Source organism: Shinella sp. GW821-FHT10F02 (assembly GCF_058809275.1).
Map to the genome: position 1 here is coordinate 1,183,957 of NZ_JBXASL010000001.1, position 11,871 is coordinate 1,195,827.

At 63.8% G+C, this 11,871-nt stretch carries 12 protein-coding genes; all 12 read left to right on the forward strand.

Annotated features, from left to right (window positions below):
• Complete coding sequence (locus tag AC1RWL_RS05470; protein ID WP_493092892.1) at positions 1-1,155, forward strand: ABC transporter ATP-binding protein; 1,155 nt, start codon at positions 1-3, stop codon at positions 1,153-1,155.
• Between the two features lie 48 nt (positions 1,156-1,203).
• Complete coding sequence (locus tag AC1RWL_RS05475) at positions 1,204-2,628, forward strand: ABC transporter substrate-binding protein (RefSeq protein ID WP_493092891.1); 1,425 nt, start codon at positions 1,204-1,206, stop codon at positions 2,626-2,628.
• Positions 2,629-2,706: 78 nt separating this feature from the next.
• The gene (locus tag AC1RWL_RS05480) at positions 2,707-3,672 is read left to right on the forward strand and encodes a carbohydrate ABC transporter permease (RefSeq protein ID WP_256114526.1); all 966 of its coding nucleotides are present in this window, start codon (positions 2,707-2,709) and stop codon (positions 3,670-3,672) included.
• A gap of 11 nt (positions 3,673-3,683) precedes the next feature.
• Entirely contained in the window at positions 3,684-4,541 is an 858-nt protein-coding gene (locus AC1RWL_RS05485) for a carbohydrate ABC transporter permease (RefSeq protein WP_256114525.1), read from the forward strand.
• A 30-nt stretch (positions 4,542-4,571) separates the two neighbouring features.
• Complete coding sequence (locus AC1RWL_RS05490) at positions 4,572-5,717, forward strand: ABC transporter ATP-binding protein (protein WP_493092890.1); 1,146 nt, start codon at positions 4,572-4,574, stop codon at positions 5,715-5,717.
• 1 nt (position 5,718) lies between these two features.
• Positions 5,719-5,964 (forward strand): hypothetical protein, encoded by a 246-nt coding sequence (locus tag AC1RWL_RS05495; protein ID WP_256114523.1) that lies wholly within the window; start codon positions 5,719-5,721, stop codon positions 5,962-5,964.
• A gap of 13 nt (positions 5,965-5,977) precedes the next feature.
• Positions 5,978-6,955: an ABC transporter ATP-binding protein gene (locus AC1RWL_RS05500; RefSeq protein ID WP_493092889.1), complete on the forward strand. Its 978-nt coding sequence runs from the start codon at positions 5,978-5,980 to the stop codon at positions 6,953-6,955.
• 13 nt (positions 6,956-6,968) lie between these two features.
• Positions 6,969-7,757: an SDR family NAD(P)-dependent oxidoreductase gene (locus AC1RWL_RS05505; protein WP_493092888.1), complete on the forward strand. Its 789-nt coding sequence runs from the start codon at positions 6,969-6,971 to the stop codon at positions 7,755-7,757.
• An 11-nt stretch (positions 7,758-7,768) separates the two neighbouring features.
• Positions 7,769-8,623 (forward strand): ABC transporter permease subunit, encoded by an 855-nt coding sequence (locus AC1RWL_RS05510; protein WP_493092887.1) that lies wholly within the window; start codon positions 7,769-7,771, stop codon positions 8,621-8,623.
• A gap of 2 nt (positions 8,624-8,625) precedes the next feature.
• A complete protein-coding gene (locus tag AC1RWL_RS05515; protein ID WP_493092886.1) occupies positions 8,626-9,894 on the forward strand; it encodes a hypothetical protein in 1,269 nt (422 codons plus the stop codon).
• A gap of 182 nt (positions 9,895-10,076) precedes the next feature.
• Positions 10,077-10,880, forward strand: a complete 804-nt coding sequence (locus AC1RWL_RS05520) for an HpcH/HpaI aldolase family protein (protein ID WP_493092885.1) — start codon at positions 10,077-10,079, stop codon at positions 10,878-10,880.
• A 31-nt stretch (positions 10,881-10,911) separates the two neighbouring features.
• Positions 10,912-11,790: an amidohydrolase family protein gene (locus AC1RWL_RS05525; protein ID WP_493092884.1), complete on the forward strand. Its 879-nt coding sequence runs from the start codon at positions 10,912-10,914 to the stop codon at positions 11,788-11,790.
• The last annotated feature ends 81 nt before the right edge of the window (positions 11,791-11,871 follow it).

Consider the following 11,871-nt stretch of genomic DNA (forward strand, 5'->3'; position numbering starts at 1 on the left):
ATGGCTGACCTTCAGATCGACAACCTGGCAAAAACATTCAAGGGCGGCTTTGAGGCGGTGCGCGGCATCTCGCTCGATGTGGCCGACCGCGAGGCTGTGTTTCTGCTCGGTCCGTCCGGTGCGGGCAAGACCACGACGCTGCGCCTCGTCGCCGGGCTGGAAGAGGCGGGCGCCGGCCGCATCATGATCGGCGGCCGCGACGTGACGCAGTGGACGCCGCGCGAGCGCAACCTCGCCATGGTCTACGACAAACACTCGCTCTTTCCGCATCTGAGCGTCTTCGAAAACCTCGCCTATCCGCTGCGGATCCGAAAGATGGCGGAGGCCGAGATCCGCCGCCACATCGCCGGTGTCGCCGAGACGTTGCAGATCGAGAAGCTCTTGGAACGCCGGCCAAACCAGCTCTCCGGCGGGCAGATGCAGCGCGTCGCGATCGGCCGGGCGCTTGTGCGCGATGCGGATGTCTTCCTGCTCGACGAGCCGATCTCCCATCTCGATGCAAAACTGCGCGCCCGCATGCGTGTCGAGTTCAAGCGGCTCCAGCGCGAGTTCAAGGCGACGATGCTCTATGTCTCGCACGACCAGCTCGAGGCCATGACGATGGCCGACCGGATCGTGCTGATCAACAAGGGCCGCATCGAGCAGATCGCGGCCCCGCAGGACCTGTTCGATCGGCCGGAAACGCTGTTTGCCGCCACCTTCGTCGGCGAGCCGCCGATGAATGTCATGAAAGCGGTGATTTCCGAGGCCAATGGCTGCCATTCGCTGCGCGTCGGCGACGCCTATATCGAGGTCGACCACGACTGGATGCAGGACGGCGAGGCGGTAAAACCCGGCGGCAACTATCTGCTGGGGCTGCGGCCGCAGCAGCTTCACCTCTGCCCGCCGGATACGACACATCCCTGCCGCGTGCAGGGCACGGTCTTTGCCGTGGAGACGCTGGGCTCGCGGGTGGTCTTCGATATCGAGGTGGAAGGCCAGGTGATCCGCGCCATGACCACGCTCGATGCAGCGCTGAAATATCCGCGCGCGATCGGTGCGCCGATCGCGTTCCGCATCGATCCCGACTTCATCTACCTGTTCGACGCCGATAGCGGCCGCACCGTGCGCCAGGCCCGCTTCACCCGACAAAAGCCGGCACGACTGCACGCCTGACCGGGCGTGACGATGGATACGCATGCACCATCAACTGAGGAGGAGAGAATGAACATCGTGAAATTGAGTGCCGCAACGGCGGCCGGGTTGTCGCTATTGATGCTGGCCCTGCCGACCCATGCGCAGACGGAGGCGCAGAAGGCACTTTCGGGCAAGACCGTGCACTTCCTCGCCCCGTCCATGCCGCAGTTTGCGGCGCTGGCAAAGTTCTTCCCGGAATTCGAGGAGAAATACGGCATCAAGGTCGTCGTCGATGAGGTGCCGTTCGAAAACTACCGCCAGAAATCGCTGGTGGAAATGCAGCAGGGCACCGGCACCTACGACTTCTTCGCGGTCGACGTGATGTGGCTTGCCGAATATGCCGCGGCCGGCTTCCTCGAGCCGTTGATGCCCTATGTCAAGAATGCCGACCTGACGGATGCCGACTATGACATCGACGACTTCCTGCCACGCGTCATCAGCGGCACGGGCGTCTTCAACGACACGCTCTACACGCTGCCCATCGGCGCAGGTCCCGTCGGCACGACGTTCCGCGCGGACGTGGCGGAGAAGGCGGGCTTCAAGCTGCCGGAACGCTTCTCGCCGGAATTCACCACGAAATACATGTATGACGCCGCCAAGAAGGTGAACAATCCCGAATCCAACATGATCGGCTTTGCCAACATTCCGGGCCGCTGGTTCTGGGGCGTCACCTACCTGCCGTACCTGTTCGCCTACCAGACGCCCGAGACCAAGGGCGACGAATATGTCGACAAGGACTGGAAGATCACCATCAACAACGAGCGCACCGTTGCGTCGATCGACTACTTCCTGAGCCTCAAGGAATTCATGCCGGCCGACAGCGCCAACTGGGGCATCGGCGAGGCGACCGCCGTCTACCAGGCGGGCAACGCCTTCGGCACCTGGAACTACCAGGACTTCGTCAAGGGCTTCTTCGAAGATCCCGAAACGCAGGCGAAGGTCGCCGGCAAGAACGTGCACCTGCACACGCCCGCCGGTCCCGATGGCGTGATCGACCCGTGGTTCGGCGCCTGGTCGCTCGGCGTTTCCAAGGATTCCAAGAACAAGGAAGCCGCCTGGACCTTCATGCAGTGGGTGACCTCGAAGGACGTTCAGGCACGCGCCACCCAGTATGGTGCCGGCCCGTCGCGCCACTCGACCTACAAGAGCGAGACGCTCGCGAAGTATCAGCCCTGGTGGCCGGGCGTCTACGAATTCATGCTGAAGGAAACCAATCCTGACGAGCGCGTTCGCGTGCCGGAATGGGCCGAGATTTCCGACATCATGGGTGAAGAGGGCAACCGCGTGTGGATCGGCGAGATCGACAGCAAGACGGCGGCCGCCAACATGGAAAAGCGCATGACCGATGCCATGCGCAAGGGCGGCTACTACATTCCCGGCCGCAACGACCTGCCGAAGCAGCAGTGGCGTGATCTGACCTACTACGATCGCCTGCCGTCCCAGTGGAACTGATCTCGTGAGGGCGCCCGGGCGTGATTTCACGCCCGGGTCCCGGCTGCCTCTCCAACCGCAATTCAAAGGGACTGAGACATGTCGATCTCGGAACGCACCACAACAGCCCCGCCGATGGCGCTTAGCCATAGGGGCATCCTGTCCCGTTTCGGCCCTTCGAACCGAGCGGTCTTCCCCTGGGTGCTGATGGCGCCGACGCTGATCATCCTGTTCGCCATCGGCATCTATCCGTTTCTCTACTCGCTCTATATCGCGAGCCACAACGTCATCCTGTCCAAGCCGTACCTGCCGCGCATCTTCGTCGGGCTCTACCAGTACCAGGCGCTGATCCAGGATCCGGAATTCTGGCATGCGCTGCGCAAGACCCTACTGTTTACGGTGCAGGCGGTGTTCATCGAATTCTGGCTCGGCCTTGGTCTGGCGCTGCTCTTCCAGCGGCAACTGGCCGGCATCGCCTTCATGCGCGTCTTCATCCTCATTCCGATGATCCTGCCGCCCTTGGTCGCGGCCCTCATCTGGCGCTACATGTTCTATCCCGGCGCCGGCCTGATGACCTACTATGTCGGCGGCATCACCAAGGCCCTCGGCTTCGGTGAAATCCCGTTCCTGTCCGACCCGACGATCGCCTTCCAGACCCTCGTGTTCGTCGATGTATGGGAATGGACGCCGTTCATGTTCTTGATGCTCTCGGCGGGCCTCGCCTCCATTCCGCGCCAGCCCTACGAGGCGGCGGAAATCGACGGCGCCAGCTCCTGGCGGGTGTTCTGGACCATCACCATGCCGCTGCTGCGGCCGGCGATCCTGATCGCCGTCGTCATCCGCACCATGGATGCCTTCCGCACCTATGAGCTGATCGTGATCATGACCCGCGGCGGACCGGGCAACGCCACCACCACCATGAATGTCTTCCTGACGAAGACCGGCCTCGAATTCTTCGATGCGTCGAAGGCTGCGGCCCTGTCGCTGATCATGATGATGATCATCATCGTGATGAGCTTCGTGTTCATCCGCGTCTTCCGGTCCAAGACCGAAGTGGCCGAGTAAGGAGAGCCGCCATGAAGCAGCCAACCTACAATATGGAATCGCCCGCAGCGCCGCTGGTGCAGCGCAACTGGTGGGTCTACCTGGTGCTTATCCTCGTCTGCCTGGTCAATTTCGTGCCCTATCTCTGGGTGGTCATGACCGGCTTCATGGACGGCGCTTCGGCGTCATCAGCCACGCCCGCCTGGTTCTTCACGCCCTCCCTCGAAGCGTTCCATTACCTGATCGTCGAGAAGGGCATCATGAAGAACTTCTTCAACAGCGTGATCGTGTCGCTCGCCTCCACCTTCTTCTCGGTGACAATAGGCATGTTCTGCGCCTATGCGCTGGCGCGCTACGATTTCACCGGCCGGGACGACGTGTCGTTCTGGGTGCTGACCAACCGCATGATGCCGCCGGTGGCGGTGCTCATCCCCATTTTCGTTACCTTCCAGACCGCCGGGCTGCTCGACACGCTGGCGGGCCTGGTCCTTCTCTACACGGCCATGCAGCTGCCCTTCGTGGTGTGGATGCTGACGGGTTACTTCCGCGACATTCCCCGCCGCTACGAGGAATCCGCTATGGTGGACGGCGATACGTGGTTTGCCGCCTTCCGCAAGGTCACGCTGCCGCTGATGATGCCGTCGATCACCGCGACCTCTATCTTCGTGATGATCCTGTCCTGGAACGAGTTCGCCTTCGCGACCTTCCTCACCAGCACGCAGGCGAAGACCATGCCCCCAGCGATCATGGCCTATTCGATCGGGGCGGACATCCGCTGGAACGTGCTCGGTGCCGCCGTCGTGCTGATCACCGCGCCGCTCATCCTCTTCGTGCTGCTGCTGCAACGCCAGCTCATCAGCGGGCTCTCGCAGGGCGTGGTGCGCAAATGACCTCTTTTTCCAACAGAATGGAACGCCATCATGGCTGATATCGAGATCCACAGTCTGATGAAGCAGTTCGGCGCGTTCAAGGCCGTCGACGACGTCAACATCACCGTGAACGATGGCGAATTCGTCTTCCTGCTCGGCCCCTCCGGCTGCGGCAAGACGACGACGCTGCGCATGATCGCCGGCCTCGAAATGCCCAGCAGCGGGCGCATCGCCATCGGCGGGCGCAACGTCACGTTCCTCCGGCCGCGCTACCGCAATGTCGGCATGGTCTTTCAGGATTACGGCCTCTACCGCCACCTGACGGTCTTCGGCAACATCGCCTATCCGCTGGAAGTTCGGCGCCTCGGCCGTGCGGAGATCGCGAGCAAGGTGGAGGCGGTCGCGCGCACCATGCAGATCACCGAAGTGCTGCAACGCAAGCCCGACCAGCTTTCGGCAGGCCAGCTCCAGCGCGTGGCGATCGCCCGCATGCTGGTGCGCGATGCAGACGTCTTCCTGATGGACGAGCCGATGTCGCATCTCGATGCCCAGCTTCGCGGGCAGATGCGCGCCGAGCTGCGCCACATTCAGAAGACCGTCGGCGTCACCACCATTTTCGTCACGCATGACCAACTCGAAGCCATGACCATGGCCGACCGCATCATCGTGATGAAGGACGGCGAGATGCTGCAATTCGCCACCCCGCGCGAAATCTTCGAGCGACCGGCAACGGAATTCGTCGCGACCTTCGTCGGCGAGCCGCAGATGAACATTCTCGACGCCCGCATCGCGCGCCTCGAAGGCAAAATCGTCGCGATGACCGAGCATTTCGCGGTGCCGCTCGATGCGGACTGGGTGGCGCGAAATCACCTTGCGAACCTCGTCGATCAGCCGGTGCGTCTCGGCATCCGGCCGGAGCATATCGCGATCCGCGAAACGCCGGATGCCGATCACCGCATCGTCGCCGAGCTCTATTCCTTCGAGCCGACCGGTGCGGAAAATCTCTACGTGCTTCAGTGCGGTTCCGTCATGGTGACGACCCGCAGCTCCACCACCGAAACGGCCCATCTCTCGAAGGACGAGGGCAGCGCGCTTGCGGCCCGCTTCGATCCGAACTGGATCTACCTGTTCGATCCCGCGACGGGCCGCACCATCGCGCAGGCCGCCGGCAGCGATGTTTCGAGAGAGGATATCTGACATGAACCGATCCAACGTCATCCTTCTCGTCATCCTGGCCTTGCTGCTCGGCTCGTGCACCGTCATGGCCGGCGATGTCTCCCATTGGCCGGCCTCGCTGATCGCCGTCATCGTCATCGTCTCGCTGAAACTCTGGAACGACCGGGCAAAACTTCTCGCCTGGCCGATGGAGTTCCTGCTGGCGGCGGGCGTGTCGATGATCGTCATCAATCTGGCCCGGCTCTACGTGACGCCGCTGCCCTATTGAGAAGGATGATCCCATGACAAGCCCCGCCCTTGCCGTCACCGCGCTCTCCAAATCCTTCGGCGCCAAACGCGCCGTGGAGGACGCCACCTTCTCGGTGGCGCGCGGCGAGATCACCGGTTTTCTCGGCCCGAATGGCGCGGGCAAGACCACGGTGATGAACATGATCGTCGGGCTCACCACGCCGGATGCCGGCGCAATCGAACTGTTCGGCGTGCCGCAGGGCAGCCGCCAGCGGGATCTGCGGGTGCTGTTCGGTTATTTGCAGGAGAAGCCGCGGATCTATCCGGAGATGACCGCGCGGGCCTATCTCCGCTTCTTCGCCGATCTCTACGGCATTGCCGATGCGGGCAGCCGGGTGAAGGAAGTGATCGAACGCGTCGGCCTCACCGCGGCGGCCGACCGGCGGCTCGGCAATTTCTCCCGCGGCATGCAGCAGCGCGCCTGTCTTGCCCGCGTGATGCTGCACCGGCCGGAACTGCTCATCCTCGACGAGCCGACGCTCGGCCTCGACCCGAACGGCGTCGCCGACATGCGTGCAATCTTTCGCGAGATGAAGGCGGAGGGCGTGACGCTGCTGTTTTCCTCCCACCAGTTGGCGGAGATGGAGCGGGTCTGCGACAGCGTGGTCTTCATGCGCCAGGGCCGCGTTCTGGCAACAGGACGGCCGGGGGAGTTGCTTCCGGCCGGCCTCTCGGCGGGCAGCCTTCAGATCGAACTCTATGAACCGATCGCTCAATGCGTCGAGGGGATTGTCGCCTTGCCGGGCGTGGCGCGGGCGCATCAGATCGGCCCGCACCGGCTGGAACTTATGCTGCGCGGCTTGCCCGATGACGGGCGCGATGCGCGAGCGCATGCGGTCCGGCTGCTTTCGAGCGCGGGCTACACCGTCCTCTCCGTCGATGCGGCCACGCCGTCGCTAGAGGACATCTTTATCGGTTTGACCCGGCCGGAAAGCCCGGTCCGGCAGGAGCCCGCAGGGCTCGTTCATTGAAAGGAAAAAGACCATGGACCTCGGCTATCGCGACAGGCGCTGCTTGATTACCGCATCCACCGGCGGCCTCGGCCTCGCGATTGCGACGGCCATGGCACGCGAGGGCGCGACCGTGGTCATCAACGGTCGCAGCCAGGACACCATCTCCAAGGCCATCGCCCGCATCCGGGCAGAGGTGCCGGAGGCGCGGCTGGAGCAGGCCATCGGCAATTCCGGCACGAAGGAGGGCTGCGACGAGCTCATCGCCAATTGCCCCGATGTCGATGTGCTGGTGGTCAATCTCGGCATCTATGAGGCCGTCGATATCTACAAGGCCGGCGACGACCGCTGGTACTCGTTGATCGAGGTCAACGTCATGAGCGGCGTGCGCCTCGCCCGGCACTACCTGCCAAAGATGCTGGCGCTCAACAGCGGCCGCGTGGTGTTCATGGCAAGCGAATCCGGCATCAATCCCGCGCCGGAAATGCCCGCCTACAGCGCCACGAAGACCATGCAGCTATCGCTTGCCCGCAATCTCGCCGAAACGACCAAGGGCACCGCCGTCACCGTCAATTCCGTACTGCCCGGCCCATGCAGCACCGAAGGCGTGGCCGAGCTCATCGCCGGCCTCTATCCCGGTGTTCCCACACCCGAGGCGGAGCGGCGCTTCGTGGCGGAAAACCGCCCGACCTCGCTGATCCAGCGCCTGTCGAAGCCGGAGGAGGTGGCCGATTTCGTCACGTTCCTCGGCAGCACGCGCACCGGCATCGTCAATGGTGCGGCGCTCAGGATCGACGGCGGCCTGATCCGCACCGTCATGTGACCGGCCGCGCCATGGAGCACGTTCGCCCGCCCTCTATTCCCCCGCGATTGCGCCCGCCCGGCCTGGGACGGCAGACCTTCCTGCTGGTCCGCCGGGAAGTCGCCGCCAAGTTCGCGTCGGTTTGGTTCTGGCTGGTCGCGAGCGCGCTCTGCCTTATGGCGTATGTTTACGGCGCCGGTTTCGCACGCACCTTCGAGACGGAGTCTGTCGTGGTGACGGCCGATCCGCTGGCCGGGCTGAACACGCTGGTGGTGGCCTTTCTCGGCCTCGTGCTGGGGCTGCGGCTGGCCGGCGCGCTCAGCTGGGAGCGCGAGCACCGCACGCTCGAAGTGCTGCTCGTCGGCCCGGTGCCGTCGAGCGTGGTCGTGCTCGCGAAATATCTCGCGGAACTGCTGGTGCTTGCCGCCCTCGTCGCCATCTACTGCCTCTATCTCGCTATCGCCCAACCGCTTGGAGCTGGCGTAACGGGGGCGGGGGATTTCGCCGGCATCCTCGAAAACGGCCTGTTCGTGCTGCCAGTCATGGCGATGGGGCTTGCCGTTTCCGGCATGACCGCGTCGGTGCGCATGGCTGTTGTCCTCTATCTGGCACTCGTGGCGCTGCTTGCGACCTACGAGGTGGTGCTCGGCCTGCTGCGTACGATGCCCGCGGACAGCATGAGCCTGTTTTCGCTCTACCTGCGAGCGCTGCTGGAGGCGGCGGCCCCCTTGTTCCACGCGCTCTCGCCCGTCGCCGGCATCGCCTTCCTGGCCGAGCGGCTCATCACCCAGCAGGAGCTCCCTCTGTCGCAGTCTCTCGGCGTCGCCGCGCTGACGGCCGGCCTGCTGTTGTTCTCCTGCATCGTGACCAGAATGAAGGGGGCCTAGCCATGCGGAGATTTCTCGCCATCCTCCTTCTGTGCTTTTCTGCTGCCAGTGCCGCTAAAGCCATCGAGCCCGAACGCCGGGACGCCGTCATCGTCACCGGCCGCGTCTGGGATGGGTTTACCTTCAAGGATATGTTTCTGCCGTCGCAGGCGGGGACGCTGCACCTGCTTGCCGGCCAGGACAGCGCCATCTCCTTCGTCGAAACGCAGGAATATTACTGGCCGCTCTCCCGGCAGGTGTATGTCGACCTTGAGAAGAAACGCCGGGAGGTGAACGGCGTCCTCACGATCACGCGCGATGGCAAGACCGTCGCCGAGGTCGGTCCTTCCCCCTATGTCATCCTCTATCACGAAGGCGCCTTGAACGGGAACGGCCAGCTCCTCTGGGGCGCGGACGCCATGCGGGCCTACAGCACGTACCAGGAAGACGAGCGGGCCTTCGCGCGCCGCTATGTCGAGGCCGAAGCGCAACAGCGTATCTATGAACGCAAGCTCCTCGAAGCGGGTGCGGCACGGCTTCGCGGTGCGCCGGTCGAGGTCATCGAAGCGCCCGACCCGCTGCCCAAGCCGAGCCTGAAGCTGGTAACGGTGCCGGCCGCGGCCTATCGCGTTGCCCTGGATGCTGGCGCATACGAAATGGGGCTCTCCGTCGACGGCGTGCTTGTGCCGGGTACGTCGCGCCGCCTCGCCGTGGGCGACATGGCCGGCCGTCGGGTGACCGTCGCGGATGTGGTGCCCGAAGAGCGCTGGACACGACCGATCGCCACCAACAGTGCGGACATGCGCATCTTCGCCCGGCCCGGCTCCACCTTCTATTTGACGCTCTCCGAGGCGGATCGTTTTGACGAAACGGAATATCTGCCGGTGGTCTCGCCGCAGCAGGATCCGGTTTCGGGCCGAAACGTCTGGATCCGCCGCGCGGCATCGCCGCTTGATAACGTCGTGGCACGCTTCACAGAAACGCAGGACCTGCCACTCGCCCGCCTGAAGGTGGTACAAACGGAAGGCTCCGGCTTCGGCTATCAGGTCCGCGCCGCCAAGGAGGGCGAAAAGGAAGACCTGAAGGCCTTCGCAGTCTCGGTGCCTGCGGAAGCCAGTGTCTCGCGCGGCGAAATCCGCTCGCAAGGAGAAGACCTCGCCGCCTTTCAGCGGGAGATCGTGGTGGTCCAGCCCCGCCACGACGGCCTCGCACTCGGCCTCGCGCTTTTGCCACTGCTTGGCTGGCTAGCGCCAAAAATCCTTCGCGGGACGAAGAGCAAGGCAGACGCATAAGGCACGCTGCACATGAAACCCAAGAGGCGCGAAGCGTCCAGGGTATCTATTCTTGGGCTGCGGATCGCCACTGATTGGAAACGGCAATCAATTCCCCCGCTTTGTGAATTGGAGGTAATCACCGGCATGGGCTAGCCTTCGATCATCGGATGAACATTCGCATCCGAATGGGAGGAGAGCCTATGCTGGATGTGACGTCGCCCGACGGCCGGACTTTTGCCGAGCGCCTGCGGGCCGGGGAGCCCTGCTATTCGCTGGGCATCCGCACCGCCCGTTCGGTGGATTTCGTGCGCATGGCGGCGAGTTCCGGCTATGACGCCATCTGGATCGATCTCGAACACAGTACTATTCCGCTCGACACGACGGCCCAGATGACGGCGACGGCGCGCGACCTGGGGCTTGAAGCCTGGGTGCGAGTGCCGGAGGGCGATTTCGGCGTGATCGGGCGGGTGCTCGACGGTGGCGCCTCCGGGCTGATCGTCCCCCAGGTCGAGACGGCCGAGGATGCGCGCAAGGCCGTCAGCTATTGCCGCTATCCGCCGGAAGGCGGTCGCTCCCACAACGCGCTGACGTCCCCTTTCGGCTTCCGTCGTATGGATGGGAAGGTGCGGGCGGAGGCGGCGAACCGTTCGGTCTTCCTGCAGGTCCTGCTCGAATCCGCCCATGCCATCGACAATATCGATGCGATCGCCGCCGTTGACGGCGTTGACGCCATCGGGCTCGGCCTCAACGATCTTTCCGCGAACCTGAACATGTTTGGCGACGTGCGGGCGGCGGCGATCACCACGCTCTGCCGTCGCGCCATCGAGGCCGGTGCGAAACACGGCAAGCTTGTCATCATCGGTGGCCTTCAGGGGGCTGATCACTACCGCGAACTGGTCGGTCTCGGCGCCGCCCCTTACGTCTTCGCGGCCATAGATACCGACATCTTCGTCGACGTTCTCGACCAGCGCATCGCCCGTTGGCGTGCCGCCATCTCCGCCTGATTCTTCACGACCATTGCAGGGACCATTCTCGATGACTGAACCGTTGACCTCCGAACCCATGCTGCCGCTCGCGGGGCTGACCCGGCCTTCCTTCGCGGTGCCGAAAGGCGCTTGCGACGCGCATATGCATGTCTTCGGGCCGGAATCGCTTTATCCGCATGTGCCGAAGCCGCATTACACGCTGCCCGACGGCAAGCTCGATCATTTCCATGACCTGATGACGGTGCTGCATCTCGACCGCTACATCATCGTGCAGCCAAGCTTTTACGGCACGGACAATCGCTGCATGCTCGATGCGCTGAAGGTGGCCGGGCGGCGTGCGCGCGGCGTCGCCATGGTGGAAGACGATGTCTCGCAGGCCGAGTTGGAGGCCCTGCACGAACAGGGCATTCGCGGCCTGCGCCTCGATCTCTTCAAGCGCGCGGACCTGCCGATCGCGGACATCCAGGCCTATATCACCGCGATGGCGGCGAAGATCGCGCCGCTCGGCTGGCACCTGCAATTCTACGTGCCGGGCCGCGTCGTGCGCGACCTCATCGGTTTCCTCGGCACGCTGACCGCTCCCTATGTCATCGACCACATGGGTTACATGATGGAGGAGGACGGGCTGACGGAGAGGGATTTCCAAAAACTTCTGACGCTGATGACGGAGAGCCATTGTTACCTGAAGCTGAGCGGCCCCTACCGCGTCGCCAAGGACAAGGGCTATGGCGCCGTCGCCCATGTGGCCAAGGCGATCGTCGAGACGGATGCGAGCCGCGCCATCTGGGGATCGGACTGGCCGCATATCCCGAAATCGGGCCGCGACACGGGCGAATTGCTCAATCTTCTCGTCGAATGGGCGCCGGATGCGGCCGACCGGCAGAAAATCCTCGTTGACAACCCAAACAGGCTCTTCGGCTTCGAATGAGGGACCGGCATTGATACCGGCGGGCAGGGCACGCAGATGTATATAGGATCACCCAGCATAGCGGCCATGGAACACAACGCG